The organism is Knoellia aerolata DSM 18566 (assembly GCF_000768695.1).
Taxonomy (GTDB): Bacteria; Actinomycetota; Actinomycetes; order Actinomycetales; family Dermatophilaceae; genus Knoellia; species Knoellia aerolata.
The window spans coordinates 52,995-72,623 of the sequence record NZ_AVPL01000003.1; the positions used below are offsets into that span (position 1 = coordinate 52,995).

Sequence of the window (19,629 nt, forward strand, 5' to 3'; positions counted from 1 at the left end):
CGGCAGGATGAACGCGTGAGCGAGAGCGAGCTGATGACCGAGGGTGCGCCGGCCCCCGAGGAGGTCCGTCACGAGTGGACCGACCTCGCCGAGCAGGCGGCCACCCACCAGTTCGCCTACCACGTCAAGGACGCGCCGACGATCAGCGACGGTGAGTACGACGCGTTGATGAAGCGCCTCAACGCGCTCGAGGACGAGTGGCCCTCGCTGCGCACCCCCGACAGCCCGACCCAGAGCGTGGGCGGTGCGGTCTTCTCGACCGACTTCACCGCCGTCGACCACCTCGAGCGCATGCTCAGCCTCGACAACGCCTTCTCGCGCGAGGAGATGCTCGAGTGGGCCGCGCGGGTCGAGCGCGAGGCGGGTCAGGCCTTCCACTACCTGTGCGAGCTCAAGATCGACGGGCTCGCGATCAACCTGCTCTACGAGAAGGGCCGCCTCACCCGCGCCCTCACCCGCGGTGACGGCCGCACCGGTGAGGACGTGACCCTCAACGTCCGCACGATTCACGGCATACCGACCGAGCTGGAGGCGAGCCCGGGCCATCCCGTTCCGGACCTCGTCGAGGTGCGCGGCGAGGTCTTCTTCCCGATCGAGGCGTTCGCCGACCTCAATGCGTCGCTCGTCGAGGCGGGCAAGGCGCCGTTCGCCAACCCCCGCAACGCGGCGGCGGGGTCGCTGCGGATGAAGGACCCCCGCGTGACGGCGACGCGCCCGCTGCGGATGCTCGTCCACGGCATCGGCAAGCGCGAGGGCTTCGCCCTCACCCGGCAGAGTGCCGCCTACGAGTCGCTCAAGGCGTGGGGTATGCCGGTCTCGAGCCACTACCGGGTCGTCGACACGATCGAGGAGGTCAACGCGTTCATCGTCTCGACCGGGGAGCACCGGCACGACGTCGAGCACGAGATCGACGGTGTCGTCGTCAAGGTCGACGAGGTCTCGGTGCAGCGCCAGCTCGGCGCCACGTCCCGCGCCCCCCGTTGGGCCATCGCGTTCAAGTACCCGCCGGAGGAGGTCAACACCACGCTCCTCGACATCCAGGTCAACGTCGGTCGCACGGGCAGGGTGACGCCCTTCGGCGTCATGAAGCCCGTCGTCGTCGCGGGATCGACCGTCGAGCGGGCCACGCTGCACAACGCGACCGAGGTCGTGCGCAAGGGGCTGCTCATCGGTGACACCGTCGTGCTGCGCAAGGCGGGTGACGTCATCCCCGAGATCCTCGGGCCGGTGGTGGACCTGCGTGACGGCACCGAGCGCGCCTTCGTCATGCCCACCGAGTGCCCGTCGTGCGGCACGACGCTGGCGCCGGCGAGGGAGGGGGACAAGGACATCCGCTGCCCCAATTCGCGGTTCTGCCCGTCGCAGCTCGCCGAGCGGTTGTCCGGGCTCGCGGGCCGCGGGGCCTTCGACATCGAGGCCCTGGGGTGGGAGGGCGCCGTCGCGCTGCTCGAGTCGGGCGTGCTGTCCGACGAGTCGACACTCTTCGGGCTCACCGCCGCCGACATCGCCAGGGTCCCGCTCTACACCCGCGCGGCGAAGAAGACCGACCCTCCCGAGTCGGTCGTCGACGGCAGGGTCCTGTCCGCCAACGGCGCCAAGCTCGTCGCCAACCTCGAGTCGGCCAAGAGCAAGCCGCTCTGGCGTGTGCTCGTCGCCCTCTCGATCCGGCACGTCGGGCCGACGGCGGCCCGCGCCCTCGCCCAGCACTTCGGGTCGATGGCGGCGATCCGGGCCGCGAGCATCGAGGAGCTGTCCGGCGTCGAGGGCGTTGGCGGGGTCATCGCCGAGTCCGTCCGCGACTGGTTCGACCGCGAGGGCAACGAGTGGCACACCGACATCGTCGACCGCTGGGCCGCCGACGGCGTCGTCATGGAGGACGAGCGTGACGCGTCCGTCGAGCAGACCCTGGCCGGCCTGACCGTCGTCGTCACCGGGTCCCTCGACGGCTTCAGCCGCGACGAGGCGAAGGAGGCCATCCTCGCCCGGGGCGGCAAGGCCTCCGGGTCGGTCTCCAAGAAGACCGACTACGTCGTCGTCGGGCCCGGAGCGGGGTCCAAGGAGGACAAGGCCCGCGAGCTCGGTCTCACCATCCTCGACGAGGCCGGGTTCGCCACTCTGCTCGAGACCGGGGTCGCCCCTGCCGGCACGAGTGACGACGAGAGTGACGACGGCTGACCAGCCCGGTCGTGGGGGAGGGCTCCGTGGCCCGGGCCCAGGCCGCCTCTGAGGGGTCCGTTCAGCGCCGCGGGGGGCCCTGGCCCCAGTCCACCGAGTCCCCGAAGTCGGTCTCGATGAGCCCGGCCGGGCGGCCGAAGCGCTGCTGCGTCCCGTGGGCCACCGTTGCTGCCTGGTCGGAGTCCTCCCCGAACGTCGCGGCACTCGAGGACCGGATCTTGCCGGCGAGGTCCTCGTGGGCGGCGTGCACCGCCGCGATGACGAGTCCACCGAGAGCCTCGCCGCCGTCCGTGCAGGCAGCGTCGGTGATGGCGAGGTCGGCGACCGCGCCGCCGCCGGTCACGCTGACCCGCACTCCGTCGAGGTCGGCCTCCCCGGTGAGCCGGTCGATCGCTGCGCGCCACTCGAAGGCTGCCTTCGCCTGGGCCATGAGGCGGTGCAGGTCGCCGGCGGCCAGGGGCGTGTCCTCGAAGAGGTGCGGGTCGAGGTTGGTCATGGTCACCACGTCCCTTCCGGGCGCTCGGAGGTCGCAGGGGGCCCGTCGTCCGGGTCGTGCAGCAACGGGTTGTCGGCGACGACCTCGGCGTTGAGGGCCCCCGTGGTCGACGAGTCGGCGCCCCACATCTGGGCGGAGGACTGCGCCACCCGGCTCCGCACGTCCTCGTGGGCGGCGGTGACCGCGGCCAGGATCGCCCGAGCCGCCTCGCGTCCGCCGCGCTGGGCGACGACGTCGCTCACGGCGAGCCCCGTGAGGACCCCCTGCAGGTCCACCTCGGCCACGACGCGCCCGGCAGCGGAGGTTCCCCGTCCTCGCGTGCCGAGCACCTCGTCGCGCCAGGCGCCGACGCGGGCCGGGCGCTGCTCGGCCTCGCGGGTCTGGGCCTCGACCCGGGCGAGGATCTCTCGTTCGACGTCGTCGGTGGCGCTCATGGCATCATCCTGACATCCGTGCGGCCGATGGTCGCCGCCCGCCGTCCTGACGAATGAGGTTGACCCATGGCACCGGCCCCCGGTGGCTCGAACGACATCTACTTCGTCTCCCTGGCGTTGTTCGGTGTGGTCTGGGCGCTCTTCGCGATCCCGTTCGCGTACCACTGCGTGCGCGCGGCCGGATCCGGGAACGCGTGGCTCCCGTTCGAGCAGAAGCCCGGTGGGGGCTACACGTTCATGGCCCAGAACCGGTGGTTCGCCGCCTTCCGGGCGCCCACCCCGGAGCGGCGCACGACGACCGGACTCCTGGTCCGCTACGGCATCTGGCTCGCGGTCGTCGTCGCCCTCGCCGTGAGGCCGATCAACAACCTCACCCACATCCTCACGACCTGAGGACCCGAGGACCCGAGCCGGGTCGGTCAGTCGTCGGGGTCCTGGGTCGAGCTCTGGCCCGACTGGGTCCCCGCGTTGACGACGGAGTCACGCCACGGCAGGTCACCGGGGATGTCCCGCAGGCCGTCGAGCGGGCTCTGGGCATGGCTCGGGTTCGGTGGGGTCCACCCCTGCGGTGGCCGCCAGGGACCGATCGGCGTCGGAGCACCCGGCCCGCGCGAATGGAGCGGCTGGTAGAGGTTCGGGTTGGGGGTGATCCTGTCGAGGAAGCGCAGGATGTCGTCGCCGAAGCCCTTGAGGGCCCTGAGCAGGCTGGCGAGCTTGGTGCCCGACGTCGTCAGTGCGGAGATGTAGCGGGAGCACTTTCCGACGACGGAGGCGATGCGGGTCCCGATCTGCGCGACCACCCAGGGGATGAGCGTGCCGAGCGAGAGCACGGTCTGCGCCACCCAGCTGAGGATCGCGCCGACGAGCGAGGAGAGGACGTCGCGCAGGAAGCTGTGCACGAAGGAGACGATGGCGCCGACGACGACCATGGCCTCCTGGGCGCTCTCGCTGCTGCCCTTGAGCTGGCGCAGGGTCTCGATGCGCGCATCGGCCTGTGCCTTGTAGGACGAGATCGCGTCTCCGGACATCCACCCGATGAGGCTGTCGAGCGAGGACTGCCACGACTCGGCGAGCGGGTCCATCCCGGCGGCGATGTTGCCCCAGCTCTCACCCTTGGCGGCGACGGCCTCGGGGTTGCCCGTGACGTCGTCGAACCAGTCCTTGATGGGGTTGAGGTGGTCGATGGCCCAGCCGATCCCCGCGGCGAGCAGCGAGCCGAGCGGGTCGGCCACCGTGGCCGCGGCGTCGAGCGCCGTGGACACCCCGGAGAGGGCCGCGTCGACCCAGTTCCCTTGGCACAGTGCGGTGATCGTCGACGAGCCGCTGTCGAGGATCCCCGCTCCCGCGAGGATGCTGCGTTCGGACGGCGACGCGGCGTAGCTCGGACCGATGCCGGCCCCGCCGGCGCCGCCCCCTCCGGAGCCCCCGCTCGGCCCGGCGACCGGGATCGTCGGCTTGAGCAGGAACGCGGCCATGTCGTCGTCGGCGTCGTAGCGGTCGGCCATGTGGTCCAGGCCGTTCTCGACCTGGCCGGTGCCGGTGTGGGCTGCGGAGATCGCCTCCCAGACCGAGTCGACCGAGCCCGAGACGGCGGTGGGCAGGCCGAGCAGCTTGAGCAGCTCGCCGTACGCCTCGCTGTCGGGGTACCCCGCGTCGCTCATCGCGCGCAGGTTGGACTGGATGCCCCCCACCGCGTTGGCGTGCTGCCGGATCTGTCCGGTGTCCACCTGGAATGTCATGTGTGCGTGCTCTCCTCTGGCCCCCGGCCGGTCCGCGGTCCCCCGTCCGTCGGACCATACTTGCGGGGTGCCCACCTCTCAATGGGGAGGACTCCCCGTCCCCGTCGTCGTCCGTCCACCGCGGTGGATGCGATGGCTCGGGCCGCCGCTCCTCGCGGCCACGTGGCTCGCCGGGCTGTCGCCCGTGGTCCTCGCGATCCGGGAGGGGGACTGGCAGGCCCCGGTGCGGGACTCGGGACTCGGCGCCGCCGGCGCGAGTGTCGGCTGGGTCGTCGTCGCGGTCCTGCTCGTGACCATCCCCTTGGCCGTCCGGGTCCTCCTCACCTACCGCACGGTGCTGGACGCCGGGGGTGTGGACGCTCCCTTCGGTCGTGGGCGGCACGTCCTGGCGGACCTCGAACGCGTGCGCTGGGTGCCGCAGGGCGGGCCGGTCAACGCCGCCCACCGCCCCGAACGCTTCGAGGTGAGCGCCTCGGGCGCCGGGCTCGTCGCGCGGGTGACCCGCCAGGAGGCGGACTGGGAGTCCGCGCTCGCCGTCCTGCGTTACTGGTCGAGGGCGCGTCCGGAGATCGTCGCGGACGAGCAGACCGCTCAGGTCCTCGCCGACGCCGGGCCATAGACTGCGACCCATGGCTGACCTCACCCGCGACGACGTGGCCCACCTCGCCGGTCTCGCCCGCATCGACCTCTCCGACGCCGAGCTCGACAGGATGGTCGGCGAGCTCGGGGTCATCCTCGAGTCGGTCGCGACCGTCCAGCAGTCACCGATCGAGGGTGTCGAGCCGATGAGCCACCCGATGCCCATCGTCAACGTCACGCGCCCCGACGTCATCCGCCCCAGCCTCGCGCCGGAGGACGCGCTCGCCGCGGCGCCCGAGTCCGAGCAGCAGCGCTTCTCCGTCCCGCGCATCCTCGACGAGGACTGAGACGCGACGTATGCCGTGAGGTGAGCTCCCGGCATACGACCGCTTTGCAGCACCACGCCTTCCCACAGCGACACGCAAGGACCGATGTGACCACCGACCTGACCCGCGCCAGCGCCGCCGACCTCGCCGACCTCCTCTCCCGGGGGGAGACGTCGTCGGTCGAGGTGACCACGGCCCTGCTCGACCGGACCGAAGCGGTCGACGGCGACGTCCACGCCTACCTCCACGTCGACCGTGACGGGGCGCTCGCCAGCGCCCGCGACGTCGACGAGCGGCGGGGCCGCGGCGAGGACCTGCACCGGCTCGCGGGCATCCCGATCGCCGTCAAGGACGTCATGGCCACCAAGGGTCTGCCGACGACCTGCGGCAGCAAGATCCTCGAGGGCTGGATCCCGCCCTACGACGCGACCGTCGTGAGCCGCCTCAAGCACGCCGGCATGCCGATCCTCGGCAAGACCAACATGGACGAGTTCGCCATGGGGTCCTCGACCGAGCACTCGGCCTACGGCCCGACGCGCAACCCGTGGGACCTCGACCGCATCCCCGGCGGCTCCGGCGGTGGCTCGAGCGCGGTCGTCGCGTCGTTCCAGGCGCCCTTGGCGATCGGCACCGACACCGGTGGCTCGATCCGCCAACCGGCCGCAGTCACCGGCACGGTCGGGACCAAGCCCACCTACGGTGGCGTCTCCCGCTACGGCCTCGTCGCCCTGGCGTCGTCCCTCGACCAGGCCGGGCCGTGCACGCGCACCGTCCTCGACGCGGCGCTGCTGCACGAGGTCATCGGCGGCCACGACCCGATGGACTCCACCTCGATCGACGCGCCCGTCCCGGCCGTCGTGGAGGCCGCGCGTCGCGCCGACGTCTCCGGCATGAGGATCGGCATCGTCCGCGAGCTCACCGGCGAGGGGTTCCAGCCCGGGGTGCGGGCCCGCTTCGACGAGTCGGTCCAGCACCTCGTCGACGCCGGGGCCGAGGTCGTCGAGGTCTCCTGCCCCAGCTTCACCGCGGCGCTCGCTGCCTACTACCTCATCCTGCCGAGCGAGGCGTCCTCGAACCTCGCGAAGTTCGACGCCATGCGCTTCGGCCTTCGTGTCCTGCCCGAGGGCGTCGACGACCCGAGCGCGGAGCAGGTCATGGCCGCCACCCGTGACGCCGGCTTCGGCGACGAGGTCAAGCGCCGGATCATCCTCGGCACCTACGCCCTGTCGTCGGGCTACTACGACGCCTACTACGGCTCGGCCCAGAAGGTCCGCCGCCTCATCGCCGACGACTTCACCCGCGCCTTCGAGACCGCCGACGTGCTCGTGTCGCCGACGGCTCCCACGACCGCCTTCCGGTTCGGGGACAAGCTCGACGACCCGATGGCCATGTACCTCAACGACATCGCGACGATCCCCGCGAACCTCGCCGGGGTGCCGGGCATGTCCGTGCCGAGCGGGCTCGCCGACGAGGACGGGCTGCCCGCCGGCTTCCAGATCCTCGCGCCCGCCGCCAAGGACGAACGCCTGTATGCCGTCGGCGCAGCCCTCGAGCAGCGCCTCCTGTCCTCGTGGGGCGGGCCCCTGCTCGACCGGGCCCCCGAGCTGTCCACCGCCGGCACGACGACGAAGGGTGCGTGACATGAGCGCCACCACGACCGACGCGGTCATCTCCTACGACGAGGTGCTCGAGCGCTACGACCCGGTCATGGGCCTCGAGGTCCACGTCGAGCTCGGCACCCTGACGAAGATGTTCTGCGGGTGCGCGACCGAGTTCGGCGCGGAGCCCAACTCGCAGGTCTGCCCGGTGTGCCTGGGCCTGCCCGGCGCCCTGCCGGTCGTCAACGAGAAGGCGGTCGAGTCGGCCATCCGGATCGGCCTCGCGCTCAACTGCGAGATCGCGCAGTGGTGCCGCTTCGCCCGGAAGAACTACTTCTACCCGGACATGCCGAAGAACTTCCAGACCTCGCAGTACGACGAGCCCATCGCGTTCGAGGGCTTCCTCGAGGTCGATCTCGACGACGGCACGACGTACCGCGTCGAGATCGAGCGCGCCCACATGGAGGAGGACACCGGCAAGTCGCTGCACGTCGGCGGCTCGACCGGGCGCATCCACGGCGCCACCCACTCGCTCGTCGACTACAACCGCGCCGGGATCCCCCTCATCGAGATCGTCACCAAGCCGCTGCGCGGTGCGGGGGAGCGGGCGCCCGAGATCGCGCGTGCCTACGTCGCCGCCCTGCGCGACCTGCTCAAGGCGCTCGACGTCTCGGACGTCAAGATGGAGCAGGGCTCGATGCGCTGCGACGTCAACCTCTCGCTCATGCCCAAGGGGACGGACGCCCTCGGCACTCGTTCGGAGACCAAGAACGTCAACTCGCTGCGCTCGGTCGAGCGGGCCGTCCGCTACGAGATGTGCCGTCACGGCGCGATCCTCGACGGCGGCGGCAGGGTCGTCCAGGAGACGCGTCACTGGCACGAGGACACGGGGGTGACGACGTCGGGGCGCGAGAAGTCCGACGCCGACGACTACCGCTACTTCCCGGAGCCGGACCTCGTGCCCGTCGCCCCCACGCGCGAGACCGTGGAGGCCCTGCGCGGGACGCTGCCGGAGCCGCCCGCGCAGCGCCGCAAGCGACTCCAGTCCGACTGGGGCTTCGCCGACCTCGAGATGCGTGACGTCATCAACGCCGGGCTGCTCGAGCTCATCGGCGAGACCGTCGAGGCCGGTGCCACCCCGGCCGGCGCCCGCAAGTGGTGGTCGGGCGAGATCGCCCGCCGCGCCAACGCCGCTGCGGTCGACGTGTCCACGTACGCCGCGGAGCACGCGATCACCCCGGCGCAGGTCGTCGAGCTCGAGTCGCTCGTGACGTCCGGTCGGCTCAACGACTCGATGGCGCGCCAGGTCCTCGAGGGAGTCCTCGACGGCGAGGGCACGCCGACCACCGTCGCCGACGCCCGCGGGCTCCAGCTGGTCCAGGACGACTCCGCCCTCGAGGCCGCCGTCGACGAGGTCATCGCCGCCAACGCCGACGTGGCCCAGAAGGTGCGCGACGGCAAGGTCCAGGCCGCCGGCGCCCTCATCGGTCAGGTCATGAAGGCGATGAAGGGCCAGGCCGACGCCGGCAAGGCCCGCGAGCTCATCCTCGCCAAGCTCACCCCCTGACCGACTTATTGCGCATTCCGGCCCCGCGACACCGACTCATTGCGCATTCCGTTGTACGGAATGCGCAATGAGTCGGTCGCGTACGGCCGGAATGCGCAATAAGTCGGCGGCCCCGGGTGGTGGGGCCGGGTGGGGGGGGTGGGGTCAGCGGCGGCCGCCGCCGAGGAGGCCGCCGAGGACGTCGAGGATCGAGCCTCCGCTGGACTGCTGGCTCTTCTGACGGGTCTGCTCCGGAGCCGGGATCTGGGTTGCCGTGCCGCCCCCGAGGGCGCCGCCGAGGACGTCCTGGAGCATCGAGTCGAGCGACCCGGGCCCGCCCTGGGTTGCCCCGCCGGTGGGCGCCGGCGCCTGCTGGGCCGTGCCGCCGCCGAGGCCGCCCCCGCCGCCCTTGAGCACCTTGTTGGCGAGGTAGGACAGGACGATCGGCGCGAGGATGGGGATGAGGCGCTTGACGAGGCCGCCACCGGCGCCGCTGCCGCCGAGCGCGGAGTACACCTGGTCCTCGTTCGGGCCGAAGATGTTCGAGGCGATCTTCCGGCCGTCGCCCTCGTCGACCTGGCCGAGGTCGACCCCGCCCTCGAGGAGGTCGTCGTCGTGCTGCCCGAGCGCCTCGACGATCGAGCTCGCACCGCCCGGGTCCTGGGCGTTGGCGTGGAGCCCGCCGAGCAGGGCCGGCAGCGCCGCCTGGGCGGCCTGCTGCACCTCCTGCGGGTCGGCCCCGACCTGCTGCGCAAGCTGGTCGAGGGGCAGGCTCTGGAGGATGTCGTCGATCGCAGCCATCGTGGGGCCACCTCTCGTCGGGTCGGTGGGCCCTCGCGGCCCCCGCTGTCCTCAACGTACCCACGGTGGGCGCCGGTCGGTGGCTTACGACGGGAGGCCCGGTCGGCCTCAGCCCACCGGCACCCGCACGACCCGGTCGTCACCGGGGCGCGGGTCGCCCCGGAAGGTGTTGTTCGACAGGATCCACAGGGTGCCGTCGGGGGCGGCGACCACGTCGCGCACCCGGCCGTAGCGCTCCCGGAGCAGCCTGACCGGCTCCCCCCGGCGCCGCGGACCGTCGACGCCGACCTTCCACAGCGACTCGCCGCGCAGGGCCGCGAGGTAGACGGCGCCGTCGGCACCGACCGCGATCCCGCTCGGGGACGCGTCCGACGTCGCCCACTGGGCGATGGGTGCCACGAACTCGTCGGTGCTGTCGTCGGTCCCCTCGGCCTCCGGCCAGCCGTAGTTGCCTCCGGGGGTGATGACGTTGAGCTCGTCCCACGTGTTCTGGCCGAACTCGCTCGCGTACATCGTGCCGTCGCCGCCCCACGCGAGGCCCTGGACGTTGCGGTGCCCGAGGCTCCACACCGGGCTGGCGCCGAACGGGTTGCCGGGAGCAGCCTTCCCGTCGGCCGTCACCCGCAGGATCTTGCCGCCGAGGTTGCCGCGGTCCTGCGCGCGGTCCGGCTGGGCGGCGTCGCCCGTGCCGACGTAGAGGAAGCCGTCCGGTCCCCATGCGATCCGGCCGCCGTTGTGGTTTCCCGCCTTGGGTATGCCGGTGAGCACCGGTGTCATCCCACCGAACCCGTCGGCGTCGAGGGTCGTCCGGACCACGCGGTTGTCGCGGTCCGCGGTGAAGTAGAGGTGCACCACCCGGTCGGTCGCGAAGGACGGGGAGACGGCGACGCCGAGGAGCCCGCCCTCCCCGCCGGCGTCGACGCCGTCGACCTCGCCGACGGTGGAGCGACGTCCCTCGGGTGTGACGCGCACGACCTCCGCGGCGTCGCGCAGGGTGACGAGGGCGTCACCATCGGGCAGGAACGCGATGGACCACGGCACGTCGAGGCCGGTGACGACGTCCGAGGGCGAGCCTGCCGGGACCGGAGGACTCGCGGTCGGCGAGCCCGAGGCTGACCCCGAGGCCGAGGCCGAGGCTGAGGGCGAGGCCGTGGGCGTCGACGTGGCCGTGGCGGCCGACGGTGGGGGCTCCTCGTCGGACGACGCCGAGCATGCGACGAGGGCGAACGACAGACCGAGCGCGACGAGGGCGGGCGGCGGCGGGGGACGGGACGGCATACCCGATCGTCTCCCGAAGGCAGGGCGATGGCCATGCCGGTGGAGGAGACTCACAGGATGGCCGTCCCCGGCAGGAGCTCCGGCAGGGTCGCCTAGGGTCGGGGACATGCTCGTCGTCTCCTTCCCGGACCCCGCCCTTCGTGACGCCGTCGGGGAGGTTCCCGGCGTCGAGAGCGTGCTGTGGGACCCCGCGGGCGAGGCGACGCCCGACCCGCGGATCGAGGTCGTCGTCGCGCCCTACCTCGGCGCCGCCGACGCACTGGCGGCGGTGCGACAGCTGGACGGTTGCCGCCTCGTGCAGCTCCAGTCCGCCGGGTTCGACGGCGTGCTCGAGGTCGTTCCGGAGGACGTCGCCGTGGCGAACGCGGCCGGGGTCTACGACGCGGCGACCGCCGAGCTCGCGGTCGGGATGGTGATCGCATCACTGCGAGGTATCCCCGACGCGGTGCGCTCCGGTGACGAGCGGCGGTGGGCACCGCTCGGACAGCGCCCGTCGCTCGCCGACCGGCACGTGCTCATCGTCGGGTACGGGTCGGTCGGGTCGGCGATCGCGCGACGTCTCGCCCCCTTCGAGGTGTCCCTGACCGCCGTGGCCTCGCGGGCCCGCGACGGTGACGACCTCGTCGGGCCGGTGCGCTCGGTCGACGACCTGGCGGAGCTCCTGCCGGGGCACGACGTCGTCATCGTCATCACCCCCCTCACCGCGGCGACGCGGCACCTCGTCGACGACGCCTTCCTGTCGGCGATGCCCGATGGTGCGCTCCTCGTCAACGTCTCCCGCGGCCCGGTCGCGGACACCGACGCGCTGGTGCGTCACGCGGGGCGTCTCAGGCTCGCCCTCGACGTCACCGACCCGGAGCCGCTGCCCGACGGCCACCCGCTGTGGGGCGCACCGGAGGTCCTCATCACGCCGCACGCCGGCGGCAACACGACGGCGCTCCTGCCGCGCATGTCGGCCCTGCTGCGCGGGCAGCTGTCCCGTGTGGCCGCGGGGGAGGAACCGCGTCACCTCGTCAGGGCGATTGTCAAGACCTGACAACGGGACCCGGCAGGGGCAAGATCAAGCCATGACCGTTGCTGCTGAGGACCGGACGCTCGTGCTCGTGCGCCATGCCAAGGCCGAGCAGGGCGGGACCGAGGCGGACCACGATCGGGAGCTGACCCCGCGGGGTCACCGTGACGCCCGGGCCGCGGGGACGTGGTTGACCGCGCACGGCATCGGCGTGGACGAGGTGCTCTGCTCGACGGCGGCCCGGGCGCAGCAGACCTGCGAGGACGTGTGGAGCGCGGGCTGCTCCGAGGCCGACATCCACCACGACCACCGGATCTACAACGCCTCTGCCGAGCGACTGCTCGACATCGCCCGTGAGGCCGACTCCGACGCGAACGTCGTCATGGTCGTCGGGCACGCACCGGGCATTCCCGCCCTCGCCTCGATGCTCGCGGAGGGGGACGGCAGCGAGCAGGCGCACGACCTCATGAGCCAGGGCTTCCCGACGGCGGGGGTGGCGGTGCTGCGCTTCTCGGGCCACTGGAGCGACCTCGCGCCCGGGGTGGCCCGGCTCGACCGCTTCCACGTCGCCCGCGCGGACGGCTGACGTCGCGTGAGCGCGTGTGACGTCGCGGGACCCGCTCAGGTGACCGCGCGCATCGCCTCGATGGCGCCACGCAGGTAGCGCTCGACGACCACCCGCCCGTCGTCGTCGAGCGAGCCGTCGACCTCGGCCAGCTTGGCGAACATCGGCGCGAGCAGCGTGAACACCTCGCGGCGACCCGACTCCGTGACGACGACCTCGGTGCGGCGTCCGTCGGCGGCGTGGGGTCGACGCTCGGCGTGGCCGCGGGCGACGAGCCGGTCCACGACCCCCGAGGAGGCCGCGGACGTCACCCCGAGCGCCTTGGCGAGCTCGACCGGTCCCATGGGGGAGGCGACGAGGTGGCGCAGGGAGTGCAGCTCGGAGACCGAGAGCCCCGCCTTGCGGGCCACGTCGTGCGGCACCTGCGCCGCGAGGTCGACGAGCTCCTGGAGGGCGTCCAGCGACGAGGACTGCCGGTAGGCCGGGACGACGGAGGTCACCGTCGTCGGCTCCACCTCGGGTCGCGAGGCAGGGTTTGCATCGGGCGGCCGGGATTCCGTAATATCACTCACCTACTTAGTCACTTGGTGAATCACCCGTTGATGAACCCTACCAAGGAGTGCCCGCATGGCCACCCTCGCTCGCCTCATCACCCGGCGGTGGGTCGCCGGGCTGCTCGCGCTCTTCGCCCTGCTCGCGGCGGGTGCCTCCATCGGTGTGGTCGGTCAGGCCGAGCTGGGCCCGACGGCCACCGCCTCGCTCCCGCTGGAGTCGGACAGCAGGGCGGCAGCCGAGCTGAGCGCCGAGCTTCCCGAGGCCGAGGGCTCCGCGGCGCTCGTGCTCTACAGCAGCGACGAGGCCCTGAGCGCGGACGCGCTCGCGTTCGTCCAGGAGCGCGCGCGCACGCTGCCGGGGGCGACCGGCGCGCCGGCGGTCGTCGCCGAGGACGGCACCGCGGCAACGGTGTTCGTGCCGGTCGTCGCCAACGACGCCACCCAGACCGCGGACGTCGTGGCCGAGCTGCGGACGGCCGCCAAGGCCGATCTGCCCGACGGACTGGCCGCCCAGGTCACCGGGCCGGCCGCGATCCAGGCCGACCTCGCCGCGGTGTTCGACGGCGCCAACTTCCGGCTCCTCGGGGCCACGGCGGGTGTCGTCGCCCTCCTCCTCATCATCACCTATCGCAGCCCGGTGCTCTGGCTCGTCCCGCTCACCGTTGTCGGCGTGGCCGACCAGCTCGCGGCCGTGCTCGCCACCCGGACCCTCGCCGCGTTCGACGTCCAGTGGGACGAGTCGACGATCGGCATCCTCTCGGTGCTCGTCTTCGGTGCCGGGACCGACTACGCGCTCTTGCTCATCTCGCGCTACCGCGACGAGCTCCGCGTGCACGCCGACCGCCGCGCGGCGATGGCCAAGGCGCTCACGCGCACGGCCGAGGCCGTCCTCTCCAGTGCCTCCACCGTCGTCATCGGCCTGCTCACCCTGCTCCTGTCCGCCTTCCCGACGACCCGAGGGCTCGGGCTCGCCTGCGCGGTCGGTGTCGTCGTCGCCGCCGCCTTCGTGCTCATCGTGCTGCCGGCCGCCCTCGTCGTCTCCGGTCGGTGGATCTTCTGGCCCAAGGTGCCCCTCGAGGGTCAGCCCAGCCTGGCCGACTCGAAGTCCCTGTGGCGGCGGATCGGCGACACGGTCGCCCGGCGTCCGGCCGTCTTCGCGACGGTCACCGTCGCGCTGCTCGCCCTCGCGGCGACCGGCATGACCCAGATCCGCACCGGGCTCGACGGCGCGGACCAGTTCCTCCAGAAGCCCGAGGCGATCTCCGCCGGGGAGCGCCTGGCGCAGTCGTTCCCCGCTGGGTCGGCCGACCCCACGACCGTCGTCTCGCGCGGCACCGACCCGGCCGCCCTCGCCTCCACCGTGTCCGCCGTCGACGGGGTCTCCTCGACCCGAGAGGTGGCGAGCGCCGGCGGCGTGAGCGAGATCCAGGCCGTCCTCGACGCAGAGCCGGGCTCCGACGCGGCCGCGGCCGCCGTGACGGCGATCCGCGCCGCGGTCGCCGACACCCCCGACACCCACGTCGGTGGGACGGAGGCCGAGGCGCTCGACGCGGCCGAGGCGTCCAACCGCGACCGGTTCCTCATCTTCCCGCTGATCCTCGGGCTCGTCCTGCTCGCCCTCGGGCTGCTGCTCCGGTCGGTGGTCGCGCCGCTCATCCTCGTCTCGACCGTCGTCGCGACCTACCTGTCGAGCCTGGGCCTCTCGTGGGTGCTGTTCACCCAGGTGCTCGGCTTCGACCGGCTCGACGACGGGGTGCCCCTGCTGGCCTTCGTGTTCCTCGTGGCGCTGGGTGTGGACTACAACATCTTCCTCGTGACCCGGGCCGCCGAGGAGGCCCGAGGACACGGCGCCAGGGAGGGCATGCTCCGGGCGCTCTCGGCCACCGGTGGCGTCATCACGAGCGCCGGCATCCTGCTCGCCGCGGTGTTCGCGGTGCTCGGCGTGCTCCCGCTCGTCGTCCTCGCCCAGCTCGGGGTCATCATCTGCATCGGTGTCCTCCTCGACACCCTCGTCGTGCGCACCGTCCTCGTGCCGGCCATCGCGCTCGTCCTCGGCGACCGCTTCTGGTGGCCGCGTCGCGTCGGTGGAGCCGACCGGTCGGATCGCTCCGCCCGGGGCACGGCCGATCCGGAGCCGGAGCCGGAGCTGGTCGCGGCCGGGAGATGAGATCGGCGTCCCAGCCCATGGACGCCCGTCCTAGAGTTGGCGCATGAGCGACACCCCCGACATCGACATCAAGCCCCGCAGCCGCGACGTCACCGACGGCCTCGAGAAGACCGCGGCCCGGGGCATGCTGCGAGCCGTCGGGATGGGCGACGACGACTGGGTCAAGCCGCAGATCGGCGTGGCCAGCTCGTGGAACGAGATCACCCCCTGCAACCTCTCGCTCGACCGACTGGCCAAGGCGGTCAAGGACGGCGTGCACGCCGGGGGCGGCTACCCCCTCGAGTTCGGCACCATCTCGGTCTCCGACGGCATCTCGATGGGTCACGAGGGCATGCACTTCTCGCTCGTCTCGCGCGAGATCATCGCCGACTCGGTGGAGACGGTGATGAACGCCGAGCGCCTCGACGGCTCCGTGCTCCTCGCGGGGTGCGACAAGAGCCTGCCCGGGATGCTCATGGCCGCGGCCCGCCTCGACCTCGCCTCCGTGTTCCTGTATGCCGGCACGATCCTTCCCGGGATCGCCAAGCTCTCCGACGGCTCCGAGCGAACCGTGACGATCATCGACGCGTTCGAGGCCGTGGGCGCGTGCGCCGCCGGGAAGATGTCGCGCGAGGACGTCGACGCCATCGAGCGCGCGATCTGTCCGGGCGAGGGTGCCTGCGGCGGGATGTACACCGCCAACACGATGGCCTCGGTCGCCGAGGCGATGGGCATGTCACTGCCCGGCTCCGCCGCGCCCCCCGCCACCGACCGTCGCCGCGACGGCTTCGCCCGCAAGTCGGGTGAGGCCGTGGTCGAGCTCCTGCGCCGCGGCATCACCGCCCGCCAGATCATGACCAAGCAGGCGTTCGAGAACGCCATCGCCGTCGTCATGGCCTTCGGTGGCTCGACCAACGCCGTGCTCCACCTCCTCGCGATCGCCCACGAGGCGGAGGTCGACCTCACGATCGGCGACTTCCAGCGGATCGGGGCGCGGGTGCCGCACCTCGCCGACGTCAAGCCGTTCGGGCAGTTCGTCATGACCGACATCGACCGGGTCGGCGGCGTGCCCGTCGTCATGAAGGCGCTCCTCGACGCCGACCTCATCCACGGCGACTGCCTCACGGTCACCGGCCGCACCGTCGCCGAGAACCTCGCCGACATCCGCCCGCCGGACCCCGACGGCCACGTCGTGCGCGCCATGTCCGAGCCGATCCACAGGACCGGTGGGCTGACGATCCTCCAGGGTTCGCTCGCCCCCGAGGGCGCCGTCGTGAAGTCGGCCGGCTTCGACACCGACGTCTTCGAGGGCACCGCCCGCGTCTTCGACGGCGAGCGCGCCGCGATGGACGCCGTCGAGCAGGGGCATCTCCAGCCGCAGGACGTCGTCGTCATCCGCTACGAGGGTCCGAAGGGTGGGCCCGGCATGCGCGAGATGCTCGCGGTCACCGGTGCCATCAAGGGTGCGGGTCTCGGCAAGGAGGTCCTGCTCCTCACGGACGGCCGCTTCTCCGGTGGCACCACCGGCCTGTGCGTGGGCCACGTCGCGCCCGAGGCGGTCGACGAGGGCCCCATCGCCTTCGTCCGTGACGGGGACGGCATACGCCTCGACGTCGCCAACGGCACGCTGGACCTCCTCGTCGAGGACGCCGAGCTGGACCGGCGTCGCGCCGAGGGCGTCACCCACCCCGAGCCGAAGTACACGAGGGGCGTCCTCGCCAAGTACCGCAAGCTCGTCGGGTCGGCGAGCAAGGGCGCGGTCTGCGACTGAAAGCGCCCCGGAATGACCGGATGGTGGGATGTGGCGTCTCACACGTTGACACGGCAGGGGTGCCGGGGGAGAGTCGTCCCGTGGTCACGATTCTCGTACTTCCCCCGGCGCCCGGCCCGGCCTGAGACGGTCGGCCAGGTGCCTCCCTCCGTCGTCCCCACCCGGGGACGGGAGGGTTTTTTTGTGGCCACGAACAACCGCGACACCCATGACGACGCAGAGATGGTGACGACGTGAGCGAGACCCAGGCAGCGCCGACCCCGGCGCGGCTCGCCGAGCAGGCACGAGCCAAGGCGCCGATCGAGGTGACCGGGGCCCAGAGCCTCGTCCTCTCGCTCGAGTCCATGGACGTCGACACGGTCTTCGGCATCCCCGGAGGGGCGATCCTCCCGGCCTACGACCCGCTCCTCGACTCGGTCAAGGTGCGCCACATCCTCGTCCGCCACGAGCAGGGTGCCGGGCACGCGGCGGAGGGCTACGCCAGCGCGACCGGCCGGGTAGGCGTCTGCATGGCGACCTCGGGCCCCGGCGCGACCAACCTCGTCACCGCCCTCGCCGACGCCCACATGGACTCGGTCCCGATCGTGGCCATCACCGGCCAGGTCGCGAGCGCCTCGATCGGCACGGATGCCTTCCAGGAGGCCGACATCCGCGGCATCACGATGCCGATCACCAAGCACAACTACCTCGTCACCGACGCGGCGCAGATCCCGCGGGTCATCGCCGAGGCCTTCCACATCGCCGCGACCGGCCGGCCCGGCCCGGTCCTCGTCGACATCAGCAAGGACGCCCTGCAGGCGAAGACGACCTTCGCGTGGCCGCCGCGGATCGACCTGCCCGGCTACCACCCCGTCACCCGGCCGCACACGAAGCAGATCCGCGAGGCGTCCAGGCTCATCGCCGCGTCCGAGCGACCCGTCCTCTACGTCGGCGGCGGCGTCATCCGCGCCGACGCGTGCGAGGAGCTGCGCCAGTTCGTCGAGCTCACCCGGATCCCCGTCGTCACCACGCTCATGGCCCGTGGCGCGCTGCCGGACAGCCACGAGCTGCACCTCGGCATGCCGGGCATGCACGGCTCGGTCGCCGCCGTCACCGCCCTGCAGAAGGCCGACCTCCTCATCACCCTCGGCGCCCGCTTCGACGACCGCGTCACCGGCCAGCTGTCGACGTTCGCGCCCGAGGCCAAGGTCATCCACGCCGACATCGACCCCGCCGAGATCTCCAAGAACCGCAAGGCGGACGTGCCGATCGTCGGTTCGTGCAAGGACGTCCTCGTCGACCTCATCCAGTCGGTCGACGCCGACATCGACGCCGGCCGCGGCGGCGACTATGCCCGGTGGCGCGAGCGGACCCTGGGCTGGAAGCGCGACTTCCCGCTGGGCTACACCTCCACGGAAGGCGGCACCCTCGCACCGCAGTACGTCATCGAGCGACTCAGCGCGATCGTGGGGCCCGAGGCCGTCTACGTCGCCGGGGTCGGGCAGCACCAGATGTGGGCGGCCCAGTTCGTCCAGTACGAGCGTCCCCGTGCCTGGCTCAACTCCGGTGGCCTCGGGACGATGGGGTATGCCGTCCCGGCCGCCATGGGTGCGCAGGTCGGCGAGCCCGAGCGCACCGTGTGGGCGATCGACGGCGACGGGTGCTTCCAGATGACCAACCAGGAGCTCGCGACCTGCGTCATCAACAACATCCCGATCAAGGTCGCCGTCATCAACAACAGCAGCCTCGGCATGGTCCGCCAGTGGCAGTCGCTCTTCTACAACGAGCGCTACTCCAACACCGACCTGCACACGTCCCACGAGGGCACGAGGATCCCCGACTTCGTCAAGCTCGCCGACGCCTACGGGTGCGCCGGGCTCAGGTGCGAGAGGCCGGAGGACGTGGACGACACGATCCGGCAGGCGATGGCGATCAACGACCGACCGGTCGTCGTCGACTTCGTCGTGCACCGCGACGCGATGGTGTGGCCGATGGTGCAGGCCGGCGTGAGCAACGACGCGATCCAGGTCGCCAAGGACACGGCGCCTCAGTGGGACCGCGAAGAGGAGGTGGGCAGCTGATGTCGCAGCACACGCTCTCGGTGCTCGTCGAGAACAAGCCCGGAGTCCTGGCCCGCGTCGCCGGCCTGTTCGCCCGGCGCGGCTTCAACATCCAGTCGCTCGCAGTGGGGGAGACCGAGCACGTCGAGATCTCCCGCATCACCGTCGTCGTCGACGTCGAGGACCTGCCGCTCGAGCAGGTGACCAAGCAGCTCAACAAGCTCGTCGAGGTGCTCAAGGTCGTCGAGCTCGACGCGGCCTCGGCCGTGCAGCGGCAGGTCATGCTCATCAAGGTCCGGGCCGACGCGGCGACGCGCAGCCAGGTCCTCGAGCTCGTCCAGCTCTTCCGCGCCAAGGTCGTCGACGTCGCCACCGAGTCGGTGACCATCGAGGCCACCGGCCCCGGCGAGAAGCTCACCGCCCTGCTCGGGGTCCTCGAGCCCTACGGCGTGCGCGAGCTCGTCCAGTCGGGCATCGTCGCCATCGGTCGCGGCCCCCGCTCCATCACCGACCGCGCGCTGCGCGGAGCCTGACCACCACACGCACGCACCCGGCATACACACGCACACA

18 protein-coding genes are annotated in these 19,629 nt (G+C 72.1%); 12 read left to right on the plus strand and 6 right to left on the minus strand.

Translation table 11 applies throughout. From position 1 onward, the window contains the following. Nucleotides 1–33 precede the first annotated feature (33 nt). The gene (ligA, locus tag N801_RS02455; RefSeq protein WP_052112531.1) at nucleotides 34–2,175 is read left to right on the plus strand and encodes an NAD-dependent DNA ligase LigA; all 2,142 of its coding nucleotides are present in this window, start codon (nucleotides 34–36) and stop codon (nucleotides 2,173–2,175) included. Between the two features lie 61 nt (nucleotides 2,176–2,236). On the opposite strand, the gene N801_RS02460 is transcribed toward ligA, so the two are convergent. Beyond that, a complete protein-coding gene (locus N801_RS02460; protein WP_035932475.1) occupies nucleotides 2,237–2,671 on the minus strand; it encodes a YbaB/EbfC family nucleoid-associated protein in 435 nt (144 codons plus the stop codon). Between the two features lie 2 nt (nucleotides 2,672–2,673). Continuing rightward, complete coding sequence (locus N801_RS02465) at nucleotides 2,674–3,105, minus strand: hypothetical protein (RefSeq protein ID WP_035932478.1); 432 nt, start codon at nucleotides 3,103–3,105, stop codon at nucleotides 2,674–2,676. A gap of 66 nt (nucleotides 3,106–3,171) precedes the next feature. Here N801_RS02465 and N801_RS02470 point away from each other — a divergent pair, with 66 nt between their 5' ends. Further along, nucleotides 3,172–3,498 (plus strand): hypothetical protein, encoded by a 327-nt coding sequence (locus N801_RS02470; protein ID WP_035932480.1) that lies wholly within the window; start codon nucleotides 3,172–3,174, stop codon nucleotides 3,496–3,498. A gap of 26 nt (nucleotides 3,499–3,524) precedes the next feature. Here the strand turns inward: N801_RS02470 and N801_RS02475 are convergent, their stop codons facing one another. Further along, nucleotides 3,525–4,844 (minus strand): hypothetical protein, encoded by a 1,320-nt coding sequence (locus N801_RS02475; protein WP_156996418.1) that lies wholly within the window; start codon nucleotides 4,842–4,844, stop codon nucleotides 3,525–3,527. 67 nt (nucleotides 4,845–4,911) lie between these two features. On the opposite strand from N801_RS02475, the gene N801_RS02480 reads away from it, so the two are divergent. From N801_RS02480 to gatB, 4 genes are all read left to right on the plus strand, one after another. Further along, nucleotides 4,912–5,463, plus strand: coding sequence for a hypothetical protein (locus tag N801_RS02480; protein WP_156996420.1), 552 nt, complete (start codon nucleotides 4,912–4,914; stop codon nucleotides 5,461–5,463). Nucleotides 5,464–5,473: 10 nt separating this feature from the next. Next, nucleotides 5,474–5,770 (plus strand): Asp-tRNA(Asn)/Glu-tRNA(Gln) amidotransferase subunit GatC, encoded by a 297-nt coding sequence (gatC, locus tag N801_RS02485; RefSeq protein WP_035932487.1) that lies wholly within the window; start codon nucleotides 5,474–5,476, stop codon nucleotides 5,768–5,770. A gap of 86 nt (nucleotides 5,771–5,856) precedes the next feature. Then, nucleotides 5,857–7,389: an Asp-tRNA(Asn)/Glu-tRNA(Gln) amidotransferase subunit GatA gene (gene gatA / locus N801_RS02490; RefSeq protein ID WP_035932489.1), complete on the plus strand. Its 1,533-nt coding sequence runs from the start codon at nucleotides 5,857–5,859 to the stop codon at nucleotides 7,387–7,389. A gap of 1 nt (nucleotide 7,390) precedes the next feature. Further along, on the plus strand, nucleotides 7,391–8,914 hold the full coding sequence (gatB, locus tag N801_RS02495; protein WP_035932615.1) for an Asp-tRNA(Asn)/Glu-tRNA(Gln) amidotransferase subunit GatB: 1,524 nt from the start codon (nucleotides 7,391–7,393) through the stop codon (nucleotides 8,912–8,914). A 144-nt stretch (nucleotides 8,915–9,058) separates the two neighbouring features. Here the strand turns inward: gatB and N801_RS02500 are convergent, their stop codons facing one another. Both N801_RS02500 and N801_RS02505 read right to left on the minus strand, forming a co-directional pair. Next, nucleotides 9,059–9,694, minus strand: a complete 636-nt coding sequence (locus N801_RS02500) for a DUF937 domain-containing protein (protein ID WP_035932491.1) — start codon at nucleotides 9,692–9,694, stop codon at nucleotides 9,059–9,061. Between the two features lie 108 nt (nucleotides 9,695–9,802). Then, the gene (locus N801_RS02505; RefSeq protein WP_035932493.1) at nucleotides 9,803–10,972 is read right to left on the minus strand and encodes a PQQ-dependent sugar dehydrogenase; all 1,170 of its coding nucleotides are present in this window, start codon (nucleotides 10,970–10,972) and stop codon (nucleotides 9,803–9,805) included. A gap of 106 nt (nucleotides 10,973–11,078) precedes the next feature. Here N801_RS02505 and N801_RS02510 point away from each other — a divergent pair, with 106 nt between their 5' ends. Both N801_RS02510 and N801_RS02515 read left to right on the plus strand, forming a co-directional pair. After that, the gene (locus N801_RS02510) at nucleotides 11,079–12,008 is read left to right on the plus strand and encodes a 2-hydroxyacid dehydrogenase (RefSeq protein ID WP_035932495.1); all 930 of its coding nucleotides are present in this window, start codon (nucleotides 11,079–11,081) and stop codon (nucleotides 12,006–12,008) included. Nucleotides 12,009–12,039: 31 nt separating this feature from the next. Beyond that, nucleotides 12,040–12,570 carry a SixA phosphatase family protein gene (locus N801_RS02515; protein ID WP_035932498.1) on the plus strand — a complete coding sequence of 177 codons (531 nt, stop codon included), beginning with the start codon at nucleotides 12,040–12,042 and terminating at the stop codon, nucleotides 12,568–12,570. Between the two features lie 35 nt (nucleotides 12,571–12,605). Here N801_RS02515 and N801_RS02520 read toward each other — a convergent pair whose 3' ends face one another. Then, the gene (locus N801_RS02520) at nucleotides 12,606–13,049 is read right to left on the minus strand and encodes a MarR family winged helix-turn-helix transcriptional regulator (protein WP_052112532.1); all 444 of its coding nucleotides are present in this window, start codon (nucleotides 13,047–13,049) and stop codon (nucleotides 12,606–12,608) included. A gap of 127 nt (nucleotides 13,050–13,176) precedes the next feature. Here N801_RS02520 and N801_RS02525 point away from each other — a divergent pair, with 127 nt between their 5' ends. The 4 genes from N801_RS02525 to ilvN all read left to right on the plus strand — a co-directional run bounded on the left by N801_RS02525 (nucleotide 13,177) and on the right by ilvN (nucleotide 19,592). Then, complete coding sequence (locus N801_RS02525; protein ID WP_084108081.1) at nucleotides 13,177–15,270, plus strand: MMPL family transporter; 2,094 nt, start codon at nucleotides 13,177–13,179, stop codon at nucleotides 15,268–15,270. 43 nt (nucleotides 15,271–15,313) lie between these two features. Then, nucleotides 15,314–17,020, plus strand: a complete 1,707-nt coding sequence (ilvD, locus tag N801_RS02530; protein WP_035932501.1) for a dihydroxy-acid dehydratase — start codon at nucleotides 15,314–15,316, stop codon at nucleotides 17,018–17,020. A gap of 233 nt (nucleotides 17,021–17,253) precedes the next feature. Further along, entirely contained in the window at nucleotides 17,254–19,080 is a 1,827-nt protein-coding gene (locus tag N801_RS02535; RefSeq protein WP_035932504.1) for an acetolactate synthase large subunit, read from the plus strand. After that, nucleotides 19,080–19,592 carry an acetolactate synthase small subunit gene (gene ilvN / locus N801_RS02540; RefSeq protein ID WP_035932505.1) on the plus strand — a complete coding sequence of 171 codons (513 nt, stop codon included), beginning with the start codon at nucleotides 19,080–19,082 and terminating at the stop codon, nucleotides 19,590–19,592. The genes N801_RS02535 and ilvN overlap by 1 nt, the downstream gene beginning before the upstream one ends. Nucleotides 19,593–19,629 lie beyond the last annotated feature (37 nt).